20 protein-coding genes are annotated in these 20271 nt (G+C 64.2%); 13 read left to right on the top strand and 7 right to left on the bottom strand.

Annotated elements, in window-relative coordinates; translation table 11 throughout:
- Positions 1-294 precede the first annotated feature (294 nt).
- A complete protein-coding gene (locus tag C0456_RS09560) occupies positions 295-1158 on the top strand; it encodes a lipid A-modifier LpxR family protein (protein WP_291051004.1) in 864 nt (287 codons plus the stop codon).
- 147 nt (positions 1159-1305) lie between these two features.
- Here the strand turns inward: C0456_RS09560 and C0456_RS09555 are convergent, their stop codons facing one another.
- Positions 1306-1749 carry a DUF2267 domain-containing protein gene (locus tag C0456_RS09555; protein WP_291051001.1) on the bottom strand — a complete coding sequence of 148 codons (444 nt, stop codon included), beginning with the start codon at positions 1747-1749 and terminating at the stop codon, positions 1306-1308.
- 80 nt (positions 1750-1829) lie between these two features.
- Between C0456_RS09555 and C0456_RS09550 the strand changes: the two genes are divergently transcribed.
- Positions 1830-3578 carry a phosphatidylglycerol lysyltransferase domain-containing protein gene (locus C0456_RS09550; RefSeq protein WP_291051000.1) on the top strand — a complete coding sequence of 583 codons (1749 nt, stop codon included), beginning with the start codon at positions 1830-1832 and terminating at the stop codon, positions 3576-3578.
- An 88-nt stretch (positions 3579-3666) separates the two neighbouring features.
- Here C0456_RS09550 and C0456_RS09545 read toward each other — a convergent pair whose 3' ends face one another.
- The gene (locus tag C0456_RS09545; RefSeq protein ID WP_291050997.1) at positions 3667-4236 is read right to left on the bottom strand and encodes an NYN domain-containing protein; all 570 of its coding nucleotides are present in this window, start codon (positions 4234-4236) and stop codon (positions 3667-3669) included.
- 155 nt (positions 4237-4391) lie between these two features.
- On the opposite strand from C0456_RS09545, the gene rpoZ reads away from it, so the two are divergent.
- The 8 genes from rpoZ (at position 4392) to recO (ending at position 11317) form a co-directional block, all read left to right on the top strand.
- Positions 4392-4742, top strand: a complete 351-nt coding sequence (rpoZ, locus tag C0456_RS09540; RefSeq protein WP_213271270.1) for a DNA-directed RNA polymerase subunit omega — start codon at positions 4392-4394, stop codon at positions 4740-4742.
- 8 nt (positions 4743-4750) lie between these two features.
- Positions 4751-7018: a bifunctional (p)ppGpp synthetase/guanosine-3',5'-bis(diphosphate) 3'-pyrophosphohydrolase gene (locus tag C0456_RS09535; protein WP_291050991.1), complete on the top strand. Its 2268-nt coding sequence runs from the start codon at positions 4751-4753 to the stop codon at positions 7016-7018.
- Complete coding sequence (gene pyrE / locus C0456_RS09530) at positions 7008-7589, top strand: orotate phosphoribosyltransferase (protein WP_291050988.1); 582 nt, start codon at positions 7008-7010, stop codon at positions 7587-7589. The genes C0456_RS09535 and pyrE overlap by 11 nt, the downstream gene beginning before the upstream one ends.
- A complete protein-coding gene (locus C0456_RS09525; RefSeq protein ID WP_291050987.1) occupies positions 7589-8332 on the top strand; it encodes a pyridoxine 5'-phosphate synthase in 744 nt (247 codons plus the stop codon). Before pyrE ends, C0456_RS09525 begins: the two co-directional genes overlap by 1 nt.
- Entirely contained in the window at positions 8329-8742 is a 414-nt protein-coding gene (gene acpS, locus C0456_RS09520; RefSeq protein WP_291050986.1) for a holo-ACP synthase, read from the top strand. The genes C0456_RS09525 and acpS overlap by 4 nt, the downstream gene beginning before the upstream one ends.
- On the top strand, positions 8739-9494 hold the full coding sequence (gene rnc / locus C0456_RS09515) for a ribonuclease III (RefSeq protein ID WP_291050983.1): 756 nt from the start codon (positions 8739-8741) through the stop codon (positions 9492-9494). Before acpS ends, rnc begins: the two co-directional genes overlap by 4 nt.
- Positions 9491-10438 (top strand): GTPase Era, encoded by a 948-nt coding sequence (gene era / locus C0456_RS09510; RefSeq protein WP_291050979.1) that lies wholly within the window; start codon positions 9491-9493, stop codon positions 10436-10438. Before rnc ends, era begins: the two co-directional genes overlap by 4 nt.
- A 150-nt stretch (positions 10439-10588) precedes the next feature.
- Entirely contained in the window at positions 10589-11317 is a 729-nt protein-coding gene (recO, locus tag C0456_RS09505; protein ID WP_291050976.1) for a DNA repair protein RecO, read from the top strand.
- A gap of 15 nt (positions 11318-11332) precedes the next feature.
- Here the strand turns inward: recO and C0456_RS09500 are convergent, their stop codons facing one another.
- The 3 genes from C0456_RS09500 to C0456_RS09490 form a co-directional block, all read right to left on the bottom strand.
- Complete coding sequence (locus C0456_RS09500; RefSeq protein WP_291050974.1) at positions 11333-11548, bottom strand: hypothetical protein; 216 nt, start codon at positions 11546-11548, stop codon at positions 11333-11335.
- A 3-nt stretch (positions 11549-11551) separates the two neighbouring features.
- A complete protein-coding gene (locus tag C0456_RS09495; protein WP_291050972.1) occupies positions 11552-12484 on the bottom strand; it encodes a hypothetical protein in 933 nt (310 codons plus the stop codon).
- A 450-nt stretch (positions 12485-12934) separates the two neighbouring features.
- Positions 12935-13618, bottom strand: a complete 684-nt coding sequence (locus tag C0456_RS09490) for an extensin family protein (protein ID WP_291050970.1) — start codon at positions 13616-13618, stop codon at positions 12935-12937.
- Positions 13619-13751: 133 nt separating this feature from the next.
- Here C0456_RS09490 and parC point away from each other — a divergent pair, with 133 nt between their 5' ends.
- On the top strand, positions 13752-15986 hold the full coding sequence (gene parC, locus C0456_RS09485; RefSeq protein ID WP_291050969.1) for a DNA topoisomerase IV subunit A: 2235 nt from the start codon (positions 13752-13754) through the stop codon (positions 15984-15986).
- Between the two features lie 62 nt (positions 15987-16048).
- Here parC and hemB read toward each other — a convergent pair whose 3' ends face one another.
- Both hemB and C0456_RS09475 read right to left on the bottom strand, forming a co-directional pair.
- A complete protein-coding gene (gene hemB, locus C0456_RS09480) occupies positions 16049-17047 on the bottom strand; it encodes a porphobilinogen synthase (protein WP_291050966.1) in 999 nt (332 codons plus the stop codon).
- A gap of 29 nt (positions 17048-17076) precedes the next feature.
- Entirely contained in the window at positions 17077-17622 is a 546-nt protein-coding gene (locus C0456_RS09475; protein ID WP_291050963.1) for a GNAT family N-acetyltransferase, read from the bottom strand.
- A 59-nt stretch (positions 17623-17681) separates the two neighbouring features.
- On the opposite strand from C0456_RS09475, the gene C0456_RS09470 reads away from it, so the two are divergent.
- Both C0456_RS09470 and C0456_RS09465 read left to right on the top strand, forming a co-directional pair.
- Complete coding sequence (locus C0456_RS09470; protein ID WP_291050961.1) at positions 17682-18821, top strand: isobutyryl-CoA dehydrogenase; 1140 nt, start codon at positions 17682-17684, stop codon at positions 18819-18821.
- Positions 18822-19253: 432 nt separating this feature from the next.
- Positions 19254-20228, top strand: coding sequence for a glycerophosphodiester phosphodiesterase family protein (locus C0456_RS09465; protein WP_367179238.1), 975 nt, complete (start codon positions 19254-19256; stop codon positions 20226-20228).
- Positions 20229-20271: the final 43 nt, after the last annotated feature.

The following is a 20271-nucleotide window of genomic DNA, read 5'->3' as shown; positions in this document are numbered from 1 at the left end:
GCAGGCGCCCTTTTTCGTGGCGCCGGTAAACGCCCGCGCCGCCTTGGTTTTGCCTATTTTCTCAACGGGTTAATGGAAATTTCCCGCCTGCCGCAGGGGCAGGAACGTCAAAAAAATTTGTAAAATCCGGAACCTGTAGCGGTTTCTGCACAAACGGGCGGCCGGGCAATCTGTTAATCAATTCCGGCCAGAATCTGTGTTGGGCCCGATTTCTCTTCATGATATTGGAACTGATAAGGCGGAACTTCGTTACAGACACAGTGGCGAGGTTCTACCTTGAGAGGCGTCAAACGGATGATGATTGCACTTGCAACCAGCCTTGCATCACTGGCCTGCCAGGGCTGTGTTTCCAGCGATATGGCTGGCCACGCCTACTCCGAAGCTGCCACGGAACCCTCTCTCGGCATGACGCTCGCAGTGCCCGGCCTGATCGGCGCGGGCCCGCTGAACGCCCCCTCCGAGGAAGCGGCTGCCGCGCTGGCCGCCGCAGCCGCTGCGCCCGGCCCCGTGCGAACCGCGCTGACCAGCGCCGATGCCCCGGTCAGCGTCATTGCCATTTCCGGCCCGCCGCCGGCCTTCAGCCTCACCGGCTCGGGCACGGCGGGTGTCTCCGTGGTCGATGCCAACCTCGCCTGGAGCAACAGCCCCGCCCTGTCGCGTGTGGCCGCCGATATCGCGACCCGCCGCGCCGGCCGCCCGGTTGAGGTGTCTCAGGATATGTCGCTCGGCCTCTCGATTGCCGCGCCAGCCTCGCGCACCGGCCTTGCCTTTGACGTTGGCCTCGCCCCGCGCCTGGCCATCCGCGATGAGGGCGACCTCACCAGCCAGCGTTTCGGCGGTGAAGTCCGCTTCGGTCAGGGCCTCAACCTGACGGACAACAAAGGACAGCCGGAAGGCTGGTATCTGTTCGTCGGCGCCGATGGCGAAGCGCTGGTCTGGGACAACGCCTCCTCCCTGCCGTCGCTCTCGGATGTGTTTGACGTGCAGGTCACCGATCAGGTCACCGTGGGCGATCTGCAGGCCGGCCTGTCGATCCAGCGGGCAGGGGGCGAGCTGTCGCTCAGCTATATCCGCCGCGAGATGAAGTTTGACGACCGCAACCGCAGCCTCAAGGACACCGAGGATTTTGCGGGCATCACCTTCACGATGCGCCGCTGAGCAGGCCCGCCGCCGGCACGCCATACGCCCGAAAAATAAATCGTGCTGCATTCACGGATCTGTTGGTGATCAGTATACAGACAGACTCGGTAGCGTTTGCCTGAACGCTTCTGCTGTATCGAGGCAGACACAACCGGGATTCGCCAGTCAGGGAAAATCGACCGGGCGCAGCCTCTCTGGTGCCACGCGCCAGAAGGCTTCCGCGTCCGGACCAATGGCAGACAGAACCGGGTCTATCTCATCGGGCCTCAAGACCGCGCGCAGGGCAATTGCCGTTGCCTCAATGCAATTGTCAGGCGTCAGATTGTGATGGGGCCGCAAGGCTTTTGCCTCGGCGGTCTGGGCCTCGCGGCGGCCCCAGGGCGCAGGGGCTTCGGGATACCAGCGGTACACGAAGATGGCGCGCACAACACTCGGCAGCGTATCGGCAAATCGCAGCGCCTGGTCCACAGTCAGGCGCCGGCGAAACGCCAGGAGGACGCCTTCAATGGCAGTGTAGGCGGAATTGTTGCTGACGAGATGCATTTCTTCTCTGGCGACTTCAAGGAAGCGTTGCCATTCGGCGCTGGCATGTCGGTAGGTCCACGGCATTGGCATTGCCAGACTATGCTATCCCTCCGCCCTCCCGCCTATGTGGTCGCTCGCCGCAATTCATGGCAAGCCAACGGCCTATGGAATACTTTGCAGGAAGCAGGGCAGGCTCGGTGATGGCGGAAAAAGAACTGGCAGAAGCACCCGAAACACAATCAAGCCTGCCGCCCGCCACCACGCGCAGCGGCGAGTTCGGCTGGCGGGTGTTCGTGGATGCCGCCGTGCCTCCGGCCGCGGCCATCGTCTGTTTTGCGGCCGGGGTCGGGTTGCTGCTCTCGGCCTCGCAGCCAAACCTTGCCGGGCGGATGGGCGAGCTGCTGACCGTGCTGCCCCTGCCGCTGGTGGAGGTGTCGCATTTCGTGGCCTCGCTGCTGGGAATGCTGCTCCTGTTCCTCGCGGTGGGTCTCTGGCGGCGGATTGATGCGGCCTGGGGCGCGGCCATCCTTGTTCTGCTGGCGGGCGCGGTTTTCTCCCTGCTGAAGGCGCTGCATTGGGAAGAAGCCCTTTCGCTGGCACTGATCGCGGGGGCGCTGATGCCGCTGCGCCGCTCCTTCTACCGGCGGGGCCATATGTCTGACGGGCTGGTGTCGCTGCCCAGCCTGATCGCCATCTTCGCCGTCATCGGGCTCGCCATCTGGGGCCTGCTGGCGGCGTATGAAAATGTTCCTTATCAGGATGATCTCTGGTGGACCTTCCTGCGCGATTCCGATGCGCCGCGCTCCATGCGGGCGCTGGCCGGGGCGGTCACCCTCGGCTGCGTGGTGGCCGCCTGGCAGATCATCGGTGTACGCCAGGCCCGGAGGGCGGCCAGCCACACCACCGCCGATCTTGTCCGGGCCGAGGCCATCTTCGCCGCCACCCGCGAAGGCCATCCCGATGCCAATCTGATGTTTGTGGGCGACAAGTCCTTCGTCTTCACGCCCTCGGGAAAAAGCTTCGTCATGTATGGCCGGCGCGGCGGCCTCTGGATCGCGATGGGCAATCCGGTCGGCCCGGCGGAGGAGCAGCTCGACGCCCTGATCGCCTTCCATGAAGCGGCCGACCATGCCGGCAAGTCGCCGGTCATCTATGCCGCCAGCGATGATCTGCTGCCCGCGCTGGTCGACCTCGGCTACACCATCCGGAAGATCGGGGAGGCGGCGTGCATCAACGTGCCCGCCTTCAGCCTTGAAGGGCCGTCCCGCGCGCGCCTGCGCCAGGCCCGTAACCGGGCGCTGCGCGATGGCTGGCGGGTGGAGGTCATCGCGCCGGGCGGGCCCGTGCCCTGGGAGGCGCTGCGCCAGATTTCGGACGCCTGGCTGAAGGCCCATTCGGGCAGCGAGAAGGCCTTCTCGCTGGGCCGCTATGACGCGGCCTATCTCGCCCGTTTCCCCATCGCCCTTGTCCGGCAGGAGGGCGGCGGCCCGCCGGTCGCCTTCGCCTCGCTCTGGCCCGCGCCCGGTGGCAGGGAGATCGCGGTCGACCTGATGCGCCATGGCCCCGGCGCGCCCAATGGCGTGATGGACTTCCTGTTCCTGGAGGTAACCCTCTGGGCCAAGACCCAAGGCGTGGAGATCTTCGATCTCGGCATGGCGCCCCTCTCGGGCCTGCGGCCGGGGCGCTACTCGCCCGCCCTCACCAATGTCGGCCACATCGCCTATGACCGGGGCGAGAGCCTTTACGGCTTCCGGGGCCTGCGGGCCTATAAGTCGAAATTCGCGCCGGACTGGCAGCCCCTGTTCATCGCTGCCCCGCCGAGGGTGTCGCTGCCGGTTGCGCTGATGTCGGTCGCCCTGCTCACCTCGGGCGGGGTGCTGGGCCTGATCCGGCCCAAACCGTCCGCCGGATGACCGGGAAGTGTCCGGATTTGTCCGAAACTGTCCGGAATTGTCCGGATCTGTCCGCAGTCTGACCCGGTCTGGCCCAGTCTGGCAGCGGTCAGTCGTCGTGATCGAGGGGCGGGGTGTCGCTCATGTCGCGGCGCGGCCGGGCCACCAGATCGCCCAGATCGGTCAGCTCGATGAAGGTATCCGCCTCCCGGCGCAGATCGTCTGAAATCATCGGTGGGGTTGCATTCATGGTCGAGACGACCGAGACGCGCACGCCCTTGTTCTTGACCGCTTCCACCAGCCTGCGGAAGTCGCCATTGCCGCTGAAAAGCACGATATGATCGCAGTAGGCGGCCGCCTCAAGCATGTCGACGGCCAGCTCCACATCCATGTTTCCGCGCACCCGTTTGCGGCCTTCGCGGTCCACAAATTCGCGCGCCGGTTTCTTCACGACGTTGAAACCGTTATAGGCCAGCCAGTCCACCAGGGGGCGGATCGGGCTATAGTCGTCATTCTCCACCAGGGCGGTGTAATAGCTTGCCCGCACCAGCCGCCCGCGCGACTGGAACTCCTTGAGAAGTTTACGGAAATCAATTTCCAATCCGACCGATCTGGCCGCCGAATAAAGATTGGCCCCGTCAATGAACAACGCCAGCCGCTCATCCTTGTAAAAAGCCATTGGCATTATCCTCTTCTTCCAATAGGGAAGGGCCAAATTCATGCCCAGACGCGTTTACGTCCGGAATACCGGTCCCCTGCAGACTCTGCAAGGACGGGTTGCCGTGGCGTGCTGCAGCGCATATAAAGGGCGGTTCCTCAGGAGTATTTCCCCGTATGGCCCGCGTTACCGTAGAAGACTGCATCCAGAAGGTTCCCAACCGCTTCGAGCTCGTTCTGCTCGCAGCCCACCGCGCCCGCATGATCCGCGAAGGATCGCCGCTGACCGTGGACCGGGACAATGACAAGGATCCGGTCGTTTCCCTGCGTGAAATCGCCGAGACCTCGGTGGACCTGAAAGTCGTCAAGGAAGCCCTCATCTCCAACCTGCAGGACATCCGTCCGGGCGAGGAGAATGAGCGCGAAGCTGACCGTGTTGCGCTTCAGGCAGCGCCGGCTGCGACCGAAGAAGATGTTCTGCGGGCCTATCAGGCAGAACTCGAATCCGGGCGCGACGACCGGCTCTAGGAGACTCAATGGACGGCAGCGCCCTTTCCGGACCGGAAAAAGGGGCTGGCACGGGGGCTGGCACACCGGCCCCTGCCAGCGATCCCGCGTCTGGCCTGCCGCCCGTTCTCTCGCGGGAAGAGCTGATCGCCAAGGTCCGCGCCTATCACCCGCGCGTCAAATCCGAGCTCCTGGGTCTCGCCTATGATTTCGCCAAGAAGCATCATGGCGAACAGTCCCGCGATTCCGGTGAGGCCTATTACTCCCACCCCGTCCAGGTCGCGAGCCTGCTGGCCGATGTGAAGCTCGACGAGGTCACCATCGTGGCCGGCCTGCTGCATGATGTGGTCGAGGACACCGAGATCGACATCGGCGACATCGAGGTGCGCTTCGGCCCGCAGGTTGCCGAACTGGTCGACGGGGTCACCAAGCTCGACAAGCTGGAATTCACCTCCAAGGAAGCCGCGCAGGCCGAGAACTTCCAGAAGTTCATCCTGGCGATGACGAGTGACCTCCGTGTACTGCTGGTCAAGCTGGCAGACCGGATGCACAATATGGAGACGCTGCACTTCCGCAAGAAGCTGGAAAGCCGCCAGCGGACCGCGCGTGAAACCATGGACATCTATGCCCCGCTCGCCCGGCGCATCGGCCTTTATGACATGGCCGCCCGGATGGACGATCTGGCGTTCAAGGAGCTCAACCCCGAGGCCCGCCGCGCCATCATCTACCGGCTGGAAGAACTCGAGCGTGAAAACAAGGACGACCTCGGACGGATCCGCGCCGACCTCACGCGCATCCTGAATGAGGCCGGCCTGCGTTATCGCCTGCGGGGCCGCCGGAAGCAGCCCTATTCGCTGTGGCGCAAGCTGGAGCGCAAATCGATCTCCTTCCGCGATGTGGCCGATCTCTTCGCCTTCCGCATCATCGTGCCGGATGTGACCGACTGCTACCGCGTGCTGGGCGTGCTGCACACGCACTGGGCCTGTATTCCCGAACGCTTCCGCGATTTCATCTCCGTACCCAAACCAAACGGATATGCCAGCCTCCACACCACCGTGCGCGCCTCCGGCAACCGCCGCGTGGAGCTGCAAGTCCGTACCGAGACGATGGACCTCACCGCCGAATATGGCGTGGCCGCCCATTGGGGCTACAAGAACCGGTCCTATGGCTTTGACGTGGATTCGGCCCGCGCCGCAGGCCTTGATCCGGAAGCAAACCTCAAGGCCTTTGCCGAACTGGTGCGCGACGGGGCTGAGCCCGGCGAGTTCCTCGAACATGCCAAGCTGGAGATGTACCGCGAGCATGTCTTCACCTTCACGCCGAAGGGCAAGCTGATCATCCTGCCGGCCGGCGCCATGCCGCTGGATTTTGCCTATGCCGTCCACTCCGCCGTGGGCGACACGACCATCGGCGCCCGCATCAATGGCGAGGAGAAATCCCTCCGCCGCCCACTGAAGAATGGCGATGTGGTCGACATCATCCGTGGAAAGACGGCCGAGCCCATCCGGGGCTGGGAAATGCTCACCCATACGGGCCGCGCCAAATCCGCCCTGCGGCGGCTGGAGCGGGAGCGGGAAGTGGCCGAGTTCCGCCGGCTGGGCGAGGGGCTCATCAACCAGGCCCTGCGCCGCGCGGGCGCTGACCCGGTGGACGTGATGCTGCTGGACGTGGCGCAGAAGTCCGGCTTCAAGAGCGTCGACGATATGCGCGAGGCCGTGGGCCGGGGCCGTTACAAGACGTCTGCCGTCATCAAGCTCGTCTTCCCCGGCTATCAGCCCGAGCGGACGGATGACGCCGCCAAGACGCCCATCGACAGCGACCATGTTCCGCTTTTCGTCGAAGGGCGCACGCTGACGCCGGGCGTCACGCTGCACCTCTCCACCTGCTGCCACCCGCTGCCGGGCGACCGGATCATCGGCGTGCAGGTGCCCGACAAGGGCCTGATGGTGCATGTGTCGAGCTGCCCGCGCCTGGCCGAATATGACGACCGGCCGGAGCTGTGGCACGATCTGAAATGGACCGAGCTTGCCCGCACCGATGCCGTCGCCGTTACGCGCATCCGCATCAACGCCTCCAACCAGCGCGGCGTGCTGGCCAAACTCTGCGCGGCGGTGGCTGAATCCAATGGCAACATCATCGGGATTTCCACAGCCTCGCGGCATCCCGATTTCATTGAGCTGGTGATGGATATTGAGGTTGAAGACCTGAAGCGTATGACGCAAATCCTTGCGGCACTGCGGTCCTTGGCCGTGGTAGACAGGGCCGTACGCGACCAGGAGGGACAATATGACCAGTGAAGACGTGCTCGCCATTTTCAAGGAGGCGGGCGCATTGCTGGAGGGGCATTTCATCCTCTCCTCCGGGCGGCGCAGCCCTGTGTTTCTGCAGAAGGCGCTCGTCTTCTCCCGGCCCGATCTTTCCGAAAAGCTCTGCAAGGCGCTGGCCGAAAAGCTGACCGCCAGCTTCGGCAAGATCGATGTAGTGGCGGGCCCTGCCGTGGGCGGCATCATTCCGGGCTATGAGCTGGCGCGCCATCTTGGCGCCCGCGCGATCTTTGCCGAGCGGGTCGATGGCCAGCTCCAGTTCCGCCGCGGCTTTTCGATTGCCGCAGGCGAGCGCGTGCTGATCGCCGAAGACATCGTGACGACAGGGCTTTCCTTCCGCGAGACGGTCGAGGCGCTGGCAAAACTTCCCGGCGAAGTGGTCGGCGGCGCCTGCATCATTGACCGCTCGGGCGGGCGCGCCGATGTCGGCTGCAAGCTGATCTCGCTCGCCCAGGTGAACTTCCCGGACTATGCGCCCGATGATCTGCCTCCGGAGCTTCAGAAGCTGGAAGCGATCAAGCCCGGCTCGCGGGGCCTTGCCTGATGAGCGACCGTCTCCGCCTCGGGGTCAATATCGATCATGTGGCGACCATCCGCAATGCGCGCGGGGGCGCCCATCCTGATCCCATGCGCGCGGCAGAGATTGCCGCCGCCGCGGGGGCCGACGGCATCACCATCCACCTGCGCGAAGACCGCCGCCACATCCGCGACGGCGATCTCGACGCGATCCGCGCCGCCACCCTTCTGCCGATCAATCTGGAGATGGCGGCCACCGAAGAGATGACGGACATTGCCGTCCGCTTCCGTCCGCATGCCGCCTGCATCGTGCCGGAGCGGCGCGAGGAGCGCACCACCGAAGGCGGCCTCAATGTTGCCGGCCTGCACAACCAGATCGCCCCGATTGTCGGCCGTCTGAAGGATGCGGGCGCGCGCGTGTCCTTGTTCATCGAGCCAGACCCGGTGCAGATTGCCGTGGCCGAAGTGCTCGGCGCGCCGGTGGTGGAATTGCATACGGGCCGCTATGCGGAGCTCTGGATCGAGGGCGGGGCAGGGGCCGCTGCGCCCGAACTCGAACGCCTGAAGCTTGCCGCCGCCGAAGCGCGCCGCCGGGGCATCGAGCCGCATGCCGGCCATGGTCTGACTTTTGAAAATGTCGGCCCCGTCGCCGCCATTCCGGAAATTGCCGAGCTGAATATCGGCCACTTCCTGATCGGCGAGGCGATCTTCATTGGCCTTGACGCCGCCATCCGCGAAATGCGCCGCCGCATGGACGAGGCGCGCGGATGATCATCGGTATAGGGAATGATCTCTGCAATATCGAGCGCATCCAGCGCTCGCTTGACCGCTTCGGGGAGCGTTTCGAGCAGCGCGTTTTCACGCCGCATGAAATCGCCAAGGCGCGTGGCCGCCGCCGGGTGGCAGAGACCTATGCCAAGCGCTTTGCCGCCAAGGAGGCGATGGCCAAGGCGCTGGGCACCGGCGTTCCGCGCGGCGGCGTTCACTGGCAGCATCTGGGCGTCATCAACCTTCCCTCCGGCAAGCCGGGCTTCGAGCTGACGGGCGGGGCCGCTGCGCGCCTCGCAAAGCTCACTCCGCCGGGCCACCGCGCTGTGGTGCATCTGACGCTTACGGACGATCACCCCTGGGCCGAGGCGCAGGTGATCATCGAAGCGATCCCGGTGGCAGACGCGCCATGAAACCCGCCCGGCCGAAACGCACCCGCCAGCGCGCCGCCGTCAAGGCGGTGAAGCCTTCATTGCCGCCCGAAGCGCTGAAGGAAGCGCAGGACATCATCGGCTTTCGCTTCAAGGAGGCTGCGAGCCTTGAGCGCGCGCTGACCCATCCCAGCGCCATTGCGCCGTCCGGCGATACGGTCAAACTTTCCAACCAGCGGCTCGAATTCCTCGGCGACCGGGTGCTGAACCTCATCATCGCAGAGCGCCTGATCGAGCGGCGCCAGTCTGACAGCGAGGGCGACCTTGCCCCGCGCCTCAACCGGCTCGTCAAGAAGGGCGCCTGCGCCGAGGCGATGCGCCATCTGGGCCTGCAGCGCTTCATTCTGATGTCAGAAAGCGAGGCGGCCGCCGGCGGGCAGGAGCGGGAATCCACGCTGGGCGACGCCTGCGAGGCGATCATCGCGGCGATCTATCAGGAAGGCGGCCTAAATGCCGCGCGCAAGTTCATCGAGCGCGCCTGGGCGCCGCAGTTTGAAAATGTCCCGGCTGAAACCAAGGACCCCAAGACCCTCCTTCAGGAATGGGCGCAGGGGCAGGGTCATCCGTTGCCGGAATATGTGGTGACGGGCCGCTCCGGCCCCGATCATGCCCCGGTTTATGAAGTTGAAGTTCGCCTTGCCATGGGCAAGGCTGCCGCTACCGGCTCTTCCAAGCGCGAGGCGGAGCGTCATGCTGCGGCCTTGATGCTCAGAACACTGACAGGAACAGAATGAGCGAAACAGATATCCGCCGCGCAGGATTTTGCGCCGTCATCGGGGCGCCGAATGCCGGCAAATCCACCCTCACCAACCGCCTCGTGGGCGCCAAGGTCGCCATCGTCACGCATAAGGTGCAGACGACGCGCTTCCCCGTGCGCGGCGTGGCGCAGCTGGGTGACACCCAGATCGTGATCGTCGACACGCCCGGCATCTTTGCCGCCAAGCGCCGGCTCGACCGCGCCATGGTCAAGGCCGCCTGGGGCGGGGCGGAGGAGGCCGATTGCATCGTCCATCTGGTGGATGCTTCCGCCTGGGTTGCCGAACAGGCCGGCCGGCTCAGCGCCGCGCAGCGCCATTCGATCGAGGATGATCGCCGCGTGATCGAGCAGCTGAAGGAGGCGGGCAAGCGCGCCTTCCTCGCCCTCAACAAGATTGATCTGTTCCCGCACGATCAGGTGCTGCCGGTCATTGCGGCGCTGAATGAAGCAGGCGTTTATGACGAGATATTCCTGATCTCGGCAGAAAACGGGGAGGGCGTCGACAGGCTCGAAGCCGCCATTGCCGCGCGCATGCCCGAAGGCCCGGCGCTTTACCCGCCAGACCAGATTGCCGATCTGCCGATGCGCCTTCTGGCGGCAGAGGTGACGCGTGAAAAGCTGATGCTGCGCCTGCATCAGGAGCTGCCCTACCAGCTGATGGTTGACACCGAAGCCTGGGAAGAGCGCGCCGACGGGTCCGTCCGTGTGCAGCAGGTCATCATCGTAGGCCGCGAAGGCCACAAGGCTATGGTGTTGGGCAAGGGCGGCAGCCTGATCAAGGAAATCGGCCGCCAGGCCCGCCTGGAACTGACCCAGATGCTTGAGCGCCCGGTCCACCTTTTCCTCTTCGTGAAAGTGGATGAGCGCTGGCAGGAAAAGCGCGAGCGCTATCAGGGTATCGGCCTGGAGTTTGATGTCTGACGCTCGCGGTCTTCATTCTCTCCCGCCTGCGGGGGAGGTGCCCGAAGGGCGGCAGGGGGATCCCCTCACGGATCAGTGCTGTGCCAAACGGTTTCAAACCCTCGCCCCCAACTCCCTCTCCCTGCAGGGAGAGGGGGCTTCAGGTGGTGCATGAACTGGTCCGATGACGGAATAGTGCTGGGAGGACGCCGATTCGGGGAAGGCGGCCTCATCCTCGATGTGCTGACCCGTGAAAGGGGGCGCCGTTCCGGCCTCGTCTATGGCGGGGCGTCCCGCCGCAAACGGGCCCAGTTTGAAGCGGGCAATACCGTGGCGCTGAGCTGGAGCGGACGCCTCGATGACCAGCTTGGCCGTTTCGATGTCGCCGAGGCGAGCCGCGACCGCGCCTCCCGCCTGCTGGACGATCCCGCCGCCCTTGCTGCGCTTGCCTCGATCACGGCGCTGCTCCGCGGCGGCCTCAATGAGGGGGACGCGGCCGGCTCCAGCCTTTACGAGGCGACCACGCTGCTGCTCGATGAACTCACCCATCCCGGCGTCTGGCCCGCCCTTTATGCGCGCTGGGAACTGGGGCTGCTTTCCGCCCTCGGCTTCGGGCTCGATCTCGACGAATGCGCCGTCAGCGGCGCCAATGACGGCCTCACCCATGTTTCCCCGCGCACCGGCCGCGCGGTACGCGGCTCTGAGGCAGAGCAATATGTGGACCGCCTGTTCGCGCTGCCGGCTTTCCTGATCGATGCCCGCGCCGAAATCTTCCCCGGCGACATCGCCGCGAGCCTGCGCCTTACCGGCCACTTCATCGAAAACCGCCTCTTCGCCTCGGTCCATCGCGGCCTGCCGGCAGAGCGGGAGCGGCTGCTCAAGCGGCTGCTGACAGCGTAGACCGCTTAAAGCCGGCTACGGCGTTTGAAATACAATAACCGTGCGAAACCCTTTATTGAACGTATGCTGACATTCAGCCCAATTGCCTTCTTCATCCTTCAAAAAATGCCCTGCGCTGTCTGCCGGAGCAAATGTATGAATTCGTTTATAGCCGTTTACGTTGACCCAGTTCTGAACCGCTACATTGATTTCTTCCTGGTTCTTGCAAAACACCACGACTGTTGTGGACATTTCTTAGTTTCCTTTTTCGCAAGCTTTGAGAATGGCAGCGCGCGCCGCCCCATTGGCTCTGAGAGCGCGCTGCAAATTGGCATTGGAACCGCTCGTCGAAACGAGGGTCTTTGCCTGCTCGATCGCGCTCTTCCGGCTGTCTGAAGCATCAGCGGCGGCTTTCAGGTTGTCGGGGGGTGTTCCGTTCCAGGCCTGAACACAGCCTGTTGCCTTCAGAACTTCCGCGTCCACTAGCGTCCGTGTCGCATCCGTCGTGGAAGCGAGCCTTGAGGCGTCCTCCGGCGTGGCCCCGGCGTCGAGCAGGGCTTTGACAGTCGCTGATTCGGCGGCCGCCTGTTTAGCGGCCGCTTCGGGCGCTTTGGCGTTGAGCGCTTCGCTGATCGATGGGTTCGTGCCCAGACGTTGCGCGGCGATCCCTGTGGCAAAGAACTGGGCAAGATAGCCCGAAGCGTTGTTGAAACCGAGACCGCCTTTGGCGCCCAGACTTGCGAACACAGAATAGGTATCGAGCTCGAGAAGTTGCCCCCCCTTGTCTGCGGATACACCCGAAGACAACGAGACATATTTGTCGCGCACCAGATCATGATTGGGCACGTCGCCCCTTTGAACGACCTGCGTTGTTGCGAGCGTGCGGGTGTGCGGCTGCGTCCGCGCCTCTCTCCCTGTCTGCCCGCCGGGAAGCGTCACGGACTCCGTCACCGTGTTCGTCTCAGCCTGCGGCTTCAGGGGCATCCATACGGCCTCCAGCCTTTTGTAGCCGACGGTGAATTCGGGCACGGCCCCGTTCTGCACGGGCGCCGAGACATCCACGCCCAGCTTGGTAGTGGTGCCAAAGATCAGAACATCATTGTGCGGATTATGATCCCTGTGCGTAATGCAGCCCGCGAGGGTTGCCGCCCCGCCCAGCAGCAGGATACTCACAATTTTTCCATGCATATGTTTGCCCCCTCATCTCCAAGTTCGGATGTGATCAGATCTCTGGCTTGCCGCAGCTGTTGTTCTGACGAGACCAGGAAAACGATCTGGCAGATGCCGGGAATCCGCAGCTCCCGGTCTTTCCGGTAGCCAATCCCGAAGCCGCGCTCGTCCACCCAGACGCCGAACCGGCTGGACTCGCGCGCGGCTGACTCCGAAGGCCGTTCGTCAGTTGCGGGAATGAAGGGGAGGGGAGAGGTGTCTGGCGCCGGTGAGGACGACGCGCAGGAAGCCATGACCAACGGCACAATAGTGTAGACCGCGCCCCGCACCCAGGCCCCCCAATCATTTCTACCCGAAGTATACCAGAAAAAATCTCAGGGCAAAGAATATTTCGAAATCGAATTGAAAATCATTGCGGGGCAACCCTTTGGAAGCGCCGGACAGCCCGCCCCGATCTCGCCCGTCGCCTCACCGGCAAAGCCGGCCCGGCCCCATGTCCATGTGGAAATGATCGGCATGGGCGGCGTTGTATTCCGGCCCCAGCGTCACCGAGAAGAGGTCGCACGCCCCCTCATGCACGCGCCTCAGGAACTTGCCTTCCTTGCCGCGCTTGTCCCAATGGGCCTCCACATCGATCACCCGCCCATCCTCCAGCCGGAAGCCGGACACATCCAGCGCATTGCCAAAGGCGTGCTGGGAGAGGCGCCGGCTGCCGGCAATGTTGCGGCAGGAAAAGCTGCCATAGGTCTCGATCCGCGCCAGCGGCGCATCGAAGATTTCCACAGCCGCCGGCCGCGCCACATGCCGCTCCCACATATAGGCCGCCGCCGTCTGCGCGCAGGTCATCTGCAGCGTTGCCGAATAGGGCGTCAGCGTCCGGTCCAGCGTCAGGGCGTCAAACAGCCCGCATTTTTCCCCGCGAAGCTCATCCTCCAGCGGGGTATAAAGCACCCCGGCCTGGTCCAGCGCCGTGAAACAGGCTTCCCGGTCGCCTTTCAGCCGTGCCAGCTGTACAGGCGTGGCCACGCCCGGCGGCGCGGTCAGGTCAATCGGCGCAAACGGGTTATGCCGCGCGGGCAGGGCGCGCACGATGATCACGACAATGGCTGCCAGAAGGAAGGCATATGTCAGGAGAATGCTGATTCCACGCATATCTGCAGCAGCGGCCTTTGATGTTCCTTAACCAAACGCAGGTTTCTGTTAACCTGCGCTGTTTCCAGTGAGTCGGGCCACCCTGACCCGCAAACCCGCACCAGAATGTGGCGAGACCTGCAAAGAGGCCAGAATGTCCAAACGCACCACCGAGCCCCCCGAGGACCGGATCATCAACGAGCCGATGAGCGAGGCGCTGTCCAAGCGCTATCTCGCCTATGCGCTCTCCACGATCACGTCCCGCGCGCTGCCGGATGTGCGCGATGGCCTGAAGCCCGTCCAGCGCCGCATCCTATACGGCATGCGCGTCCTGAAACTGGACCCTGAGGGCGGCTATCGCAAATGCGCCAAGATCGTCGGCGACGTGATGGGTAACTACCACCCCCATGGCGACAGCTCGATCTATGACACGCTGGTCCGCCTCGCCCAGGATTTCAACGTCCGCTATCCCCTCGTCGATGGCCAGGGCAATTTCGGCAATATCGACGGGGATAGCGCCGCCGCCTACCGCTACACCGAAGCACGGATGACGCGCGGCGCCGAGCTGCTCATGGAAGGCCTCGACGAGAACGCCGTCGATTTCCGCCCCAACTATGCGGAGAATGACGAGGAGCCGGTCGTCCTTCCCGCCGGTTTCCCCAATCTGCTGGCGAATGGCGCCACGGGCATCGCCGTCGGCATGGCCACTTCGATCCCGCCGCACAATGTCGCCGAGGTGATCGACGCGGCCCGCTTCCTGATCGACAAGCCCAAGGCGACCACCGAAGAGCTGATGCAATTCGTTCAGGGGCCGGACTTTCCGACCGGCGGCGTGATCGTCGAGGATCGCGCCTCGATGCTGGAGGCCTACGAGACCGGCCGGGGTGCCTTCCGCATGCGCGCCCGCTGGCATGTCGAGGATACCGGCCGGGGCACTTATCAGATCATCGTTACGGAAATTCCGTATCAGGTGCAGAAGTCCAAGCTGCTGGAGAAACTCTCCGAGCTGCTGGAGGCCAAGAAGGTGCCGCTTCTGGAAGATGTGCGCGACGAGTCCGCCGAGGATGTCCGCCTCGTTCTCGTGCCGCGCGCCAAGACGGTTGAGCCGGACGTGCTGATGGAAAGCCTCTTCCGGACCTGCGATCTGGAAACGCGCTTCAGCATGAACATGAACGTGCTGCACAAGGGCGCGCCCCAAGTGATGGGCCTGCGCGATGTGCTGCAGGCCTATCTGGACCACCGCCGTGAAGTGGTCGTCCGCCGGGCCGAGTTCCGCCTCGACAAGATCGAGAAGCGCCTGCACATCCTCGAAGGTTTCCTGAAAGCCTATCTCAACATCGATGAAGTGATCCGCATCATCCGCACCGAGGACGAGCCCAAGCCCGTCCTGATGAAGCGGTTCAAGATTTCCGACATTCAGGCCGAAGCCATCCTCAACCTGCGCCTGCGCGCCCTGCGCAAGCTGGAAGAGATGGAAATCCAGGGCGAGCATACAAAGCTCACCGAAGAGCGTGACGAGCTGGTGAAGCTGCTTGGGTCTGAGCGCCGCCAGTGGACGCGCGTGTCGAAGGAACTCAAAGCCGCCCGTGACGAATTCGATCCGTCAACGGACCTTGGCCGCCGCCGCGCTACCTTTGAAGATGCGCCCACGGTTGATCTCGCTGCTGCGCTGGAGGCCACCCGCCCGAAGGAACCGGTCACCGTGGTGCTCTCCGCCCAGGGTTGGATCCGCGGCATGAAAGGCCACGGCCTTGATCCGGAGACGATCAAGTTCAAGGAAGGCGATGGTCCCGCCTTCATGGAAGAGGTGATGAGCACAGACAAGCTCGTCTTCATGTCGTCAGACGGGCGCGCCTTCATGCTGGCGGCCGACAAGCTGCCCGGCGGGCGCGGCCATGGCGAACCGATCCGGCTCTCCATCGAGCTGGAAGACAATGTCGCCATCGTCAACATGTTCAAGTTCGAGCCGGAGCGTAAGCGCGTGATGGCCTCGTCCACGGGCTATGGCTTCGTTATTCCGGAGGCGGAGCTTGAGTCAAACCGCAAGGCGGGCAAGCAGATCGTCAACACAGGCGGGGGCCAACTCAATGTCTGTGTGCCGGTGCTGGGCGACATGATCGCGGTCGTCGGCACCAACCGCAAGATGCTGATCTTCCCGCTGAAGGACCTGCCCGAAATGCCGCGCGGGAAGGGCAACAAGCTTCAGTCCTATAGCGGCGGAGCCGAACTGGCTGACCTCATCACCTTCGACAAGCGCGACGGCCTGATCGTCGTCACCGGCGGGCGCCACCGTGCCTTCGAAGAGTGGAAAGAGTGGAAGGGCCAGCGCGCCCAGGCCGGCAAGGTCGTCCCTAAAGGCTTCCCCCGCACGGGCACGTTCAGCGGCTGAAGGCGCAGATTCCCTCCGCCGGCTGACGGCATGAGGGCGAGAAAATCGGGCGGCGGCTCTGGCTAGCCGCCCAGCTTCTCTGCCGCGCGTTCGGCAAAATAGGTGATGATGCCGCTTGCGCCGGCGCGTTTGAAGCACATCAGGCTTTCCATCATCACCCGGTCGCCGTCGATCCAGCCATTCTGGGCGGCGGCCATGATCTGCGCGTATTCGCCCGAGACCTGATAAGCCAGCGTCGGCACGCCGAACGTCGAGGAAACGCGCTGCACAATGTCCAGATACGGAAGACCGGGTTTCACCATCACCATGTCGGCGCCTTCGGCAAGGTCGAGCGCCACTTCCCGCAATGCCTCATCCGAATTGGCCGGGTCCTGCTGATAGGTTTTCTTGTCGCCTTTCAAGGCGGCGGCAGAGCCGATCGCCTCACGGTAGGGCCCATAGAATCCGCTGGCATATTTCGCCGCATAGGCGAGGATCATCGCATTGGTGAAGCCTTCTTCCTCGAAGGCATAGCGGATGGCGCCGATACGGCCATCCATCATGTCGGACGGCGCGACCACATCCGCGCCCGCGCTGACATGCACCAGCGCCTGTTCCACCAGCCGCTCCACCGTCGCGTCATTCGGAATGGTGCCGTCCTCATCCAGCAGGCCGTCATGGCCATGCGACGTATACGCATCAAGCGCCACATCCGTGATCAGGCCGACTTCCGGGGCGGCGTCCTTCATGGCTTTCAGCGCGCGGGGCACGAGGCCATCGGGCGAAAGCGCGCCGGTACCTTCGGGGTCTTTTCCTTCCGGGCCGATATAAGGGAACACGGCGATGGCCGGAATGCCGAGGGCTTTCGCGCGCTTGGCGGTCAGCGCCGCTTCCGCCACGCTGAGCCGGTCCACGCCGGGCAGGGAGGCGACCGGCACGCGGCCTTCGCCATCATGCACGAACACGGCCCAGACCAGGTCTGCCGGGGTGAGGACATTTTCTGCCACAAGGCTGCGCGCCCAGGGGGCCTGGCGCAGGCGGCGCATACGGGTGCCGGGAAAGGCTTGGGGAAACGGGGTCATAACTTCTCCTAACGCCAAATCCGGCGCCCTCACAACCAGCCCAATCGCCGCGCCATGAAACACCGGTCGCGCACATTCAGGCCATTATCATCCTGAATCGATTCAATCTCGATCATCCATTTTTCCATCTTCTTCCGGGGCAGCTCCCGGAAGCCGTTCTTGCGGTAGAACGGCCCGTTCCAGGGCGGGTCGCGGAAGGTGGAGAGCACGACGCGTTTGAGGCCCCGGTCCTTGGCTTCCAGCATCACCCGCCCGATCAGGGCGCTGCCGATGCCCTGGCGGCCATAGGCGGGGTCCACGCTGATCTGGTCGAGATAGAGCCAGCCCTCGCGCAGAGAGGTCAGCGCAAAGCCCGCCAGCTTGCCCTTGCGGTCGCGCACGGTGTGGAGATGCCCGGTCTGCATGGCCTCGCGCAGCACGTCTGCGGGCACATGGTCGCCCAGCTGGCTATCGGGCAGCAGGCCGGTGCCCTCGAAGATTTTCCCCGCCGCCAGATCGATCGCGATCAGCGCGGGGATCTCCTCAGGCGCGGCGCCGGCGGTTTCATACCCGGCAGGAGGGCGTCGGATTGACATATATCAGGGCTCACAGGACAAGCGGGCCAAAGACTTAAGCCAATCGGAGGGCCACGCCAATGAGCCTCATCTTCACAGACGAACAGCAGATGATCCGCGATATGGCGGCCAAATTCGCCGCTGACCAGCTCGCCCCCCATTCGGAAGCCTGGGACCGGGACAGCCATTTCCCCGTCGATGTGATCAAATCGGCCGCAGAACTCGGCTTTGCGGGCATCTATGTGAAGGACGATGTCGGCGGCTCCGGCCTCACCCGCACAGATGCCGCGCTGATCTTCGAGCAGCTCTCCTATGGCGACGTCTCCACCGCTGCCTTTATCTCCATCCACAATATGGCGAGCTGGATGATCGACACCTTTGGGTCGCAGGAGCAGCGCGCCGCCTGGCTCCCGCGTCTCACCTCAATGGAGCTGATCGCCTCCTACTGCCTCACCGAGCCCGGCTCGGGCTCTGATGCCGCCAGCCTCAAGACCAAGGCCGTCAAAGACGGCGACGAGTATGTGATCACCGGCACCAAACAGTTCATCTCGGGCGCGGGCACCTCGGATGTCTATGTCCTGATGGCGCGCACGTCTGATGATGGCGCCAAGGGCGTCTCCGCCTTCATCATCGAGAAGGATACGCCGGGTCTGTCGTTTGGCGCCAACGAGCGCAAGATGGGCTGGAAATCCCAGCCGACGCGGCAGGTCATTCTGGACGGCGTGCGCGTGCCGGCGGCAAACCGCATCGGCGAGGAAGGTCACGGCTTCCGCTTCGCCATGGCGGGCCTTGATGGCGGGCGCCTCAACATCGCCGCCTGCGCCCTCGGCGGCGCCCAACTCGCCCTCGACAAGGCGGTCAGCTATGCCAGGGAGCGCCAGCAATTCGGCAAGGCCATCGCCGACTTCCAGAACACCCAGTTCAAACTCGCCGACATGGAAACCGAGCTGCAGGCCGCCCGCCTGATGCTCTACGAGGCCGCCGGCCGCCTCGACGGCAAGACGCCGGACGCCACCCGCTGGTGCGCCATGGCCAAACGCTTCGTCACCGACACCGCCTTCAAGGTCGCCAACGACGCCCTCCAGATCCACGGCGGCTACGGCTACCTCGCCGACTACCATGTCGAACGCATCGTCCGGGATCTGAGGGTCCACCAGATCCTGGAGGGGACGAACGAAGTGATGCGGGTGATTATTTCGCGGGATATGCTGAAGGGTTGATATAGGCGCGACCTTGGAACCCCTCTCCCTTGGGAGAGGGGCAGGGGTGAGGGGGGCGACGCTGACTGATGGCGCTGCGCTGGGGCGCGACGCATTTTCCCCCTCCGTCAGCCCGCTTTGCGGTCTGCCACCTCCCCCGCTTCGCAGGGGAGGATACTGCCACGCCATCTCAGCTGGAGCTGAAATCCTCCCCTGCGAAGCGGGGGAGGTGGATCGCGCCAGAGGCGCGAGACGGAGGGGGGCTTTCGTGGCGCGCCTCCCGATCCTGGTGGTGATGACTTCCGCGAAGGCTTTCAAAACTTCCGTACCGGGCCGCCACCCTGCGTCATCGGCAAAGGCGGCGCCCTGCCGGAAACAATCCTAAACCTGCCCTTATCCCGCCGTCTTCCCCCGCGAAAAGGCGCTCACCAAAACGCGAGGGGCGCACGCATGCTGAAGAAAATCCTGATCGGCCTTCTGGTTCTCGTTGCCGCTCTCTGGCTGCGCAACACCAACCTCTTCACGCCGCCCGCCTCGGAGGGCCCGCCCCGCTTCATTTCCCATCGCGGTGTCCACCAGACCTATCACCGCGAAGACCTTGAGCGGGATACCTGCACCGCCATCCGCATCTATCCGCCTACGCACGACTTCATCGAGAACACGCTGCCCTCTATGGCGGCCGCCTTCAAGGCCGGGGCAGAGGTCGTCGAGATCGACGTGCATCTCACGCCCGATGGCGAGTTCGCCGTCTTCCATGACTGGACACTCGACTGCCGCACGGAGGCCGAAGGCGTGACCGACAAGACGCCCATGAGCCTCATCCGGACACTGGATGCCGGCTATGGCTACACCGCCGATGGCGGAGAAACCTTCCCCCTGCGCGGCAAGGGCGTGGGCATGATCAGGTCGCTTCCCGAAGTGCTGGACGCTTTCCCGGAAGGCCATTTCCTCGTCAACTTCAAAAGCCGGCGCGCTGAGGAGGGCCGGGTGCTGGCCGGGATGCTGGAGGCAAACCCGCGCTGGCGCGCGCAGGTCTGGGGCGTCTATGGCGCGCCCATCCCGAGCGAGGCGTTGGTGGAGCGTATTCCGGACATGCCGTATTTCACCAAGGACACTGCCAAAAGCTGCCTGAAGGATTATGCCCTGATCGGCTGGAGCGGCATTGTTCCGGAATCCTGCCACAACACGCTGGTTCCCGTGCCGATCGATTATGCGCCTTTCCTCTGGGGCTGGCCGCGCGCCTTCGAGGCCCGGATGAATGCGGCTGGCTCCTTCGTCCTCCTCTTCGGCAGTGTGGGCACCGGGGATGAGGGCACGCCGGGCATCGACACCCCCGCCCAGCTGGCAAAGGTGCCCAAAGGCTTCGGCGGCTATGTCTGGACCAACCGGATCGAGACCCTCGGCCCGCAGGTTCACGAAGCACGCTGATTGCGCGGCCCTGCCGGATCGGCTTCACTCAGCGCTGCCATAA

This window comes from Hyphomonas sp. (assembly GCF_013823385.1).
Lineage (GTDB): Bacteria > Pseudomonadota > Alphaproteobacteria > Caulobacterales > Hyphomonadaceae > Hyphomonas.
This window is presented reverse-complemented; position numbering and strand designations above follow the sequence as displayed.

Coding starts and splice junctions, on each gene's coding strand:
- hemB (WP_291050966.1), bottom strand. CDS start 17,047: ATGACCCCGTTTCCCCAAGCCTTTCCCGGCACCCGTATGCGCCGCCTG.
- rpoZ (WP_213271270.1), top strand. CDS start 4,392: ATGGCCCGCGTTACCGTAGAAGACTGCATCCAGAAGGTTCCCAACCGC.
- era (WP_291050979.1), top strand. CDS start 9,491: ATGAGCGAAACAGATATCCGCCGCGCAGGATTTTGCGCCGTCATCGGG.
- C0456_RS09560 (WP_291051004.1), top strand. CDS start 295: ATGATGATTGCACTTGCAACCAGCCTTGCATCACTGGCCTGCCAGGGC.
- C0456_RS09550 (WP_291051000.1), top strand. CDS start 1,830: ATGGAATACTTTGCAGGAAGCAGGGCAGGCTCGGTGATGGCGGAAAAA.
- C0456_RS09545 (WP_291050997.1), bottom strand. CDS start 4,236: ATGGCTTTTTACAAGGATGAGCGGCTGGCGTTGTTCATTGACGGGGCC.
- C0456_RS09475 (WP_291050963.1), bottom strand. CDS start 17,622: ATGTCAATCCGACGCCCTCCTGCCGGGTATGAAACCGCCGGCGCCGCG.
- C0456_RS09535 (WP_291050991.1), top strand. CDS start 4,751: ATGGACGGCAGCGCCCTTTCCGGACCGGAAAAAGGGGCTGGCACGGGG.
- C0456_RS09490 (WP_291050970.1), bottom strand. CDS start 13,618: ATGCGTGGAATCAGCATTCTCCTGACATATGCCTTCCTTCTGGCAGCC.
- acpS (WP_291050986.1), top strand. CDS start 8,329: ATGATCATCGGTATAGGGAATGATCTCTGCAATATCGAGCGCATCCAG.
- pyrE (WP_291050988.1), top strand. CDS start 7,008: ATGACCAGTGAAGACGTGCTCGCCATTTTCAAGGAGGCGGGCGCATTG.
- C0456_RS09470 (WP_291050961.1), top strand. CDS start 17,682: ATGAGCCTCATCTTCACAGACGAACAGCAGATGATCCGCGATATGGCG.
- C0456_RS09555 (WP_291051001.1), bottom strand. CDS start 1,749: ATGCCGTGGACCTACCGACATGCCAGCGCCGAATGGCAACGCTTCCTT.
- C0456_RS09525 (WP_291050987.1), top strand. CDS start 7,589: ATGAGCGACCGTCTCCGCCTCGGGGTCAATATCGATCATGTGGCGACC.
- recO (WP_291050976.1), top strand. CDS start 10,589: ATGAACTGGTCCGATGACGGAATAGTGCTGGGAGGACGCCGATTCGGG.
- C0456_RS09500 (WP_291050974.1), bottom strand. CDS start 11,548: ATGTCCACAACAGTCGTGGTGTTTTGCAAGAACCAGGAAGAAATCAAT.
- C0456_RS09495 (WP_291050972.1), bottom strand. CDS start 12,484: ATGCATGGAAAAATTGTGAGTATCCTGCTGCTGGGCGGGGCGGCAACC.
- rnc (WP_291050983.1), top strand. CDS start 8,739: ATGAAACCCGCCCGGCCGAAACGCACCCGCCAGCGCGCCGCCGTCAAG.
- parC (WP_291050969.1), top strand. CDS start 13,752: ATGTCCAAACGCACCACCGAGCCCCCCGAGGACCGGATCATCAACGAG.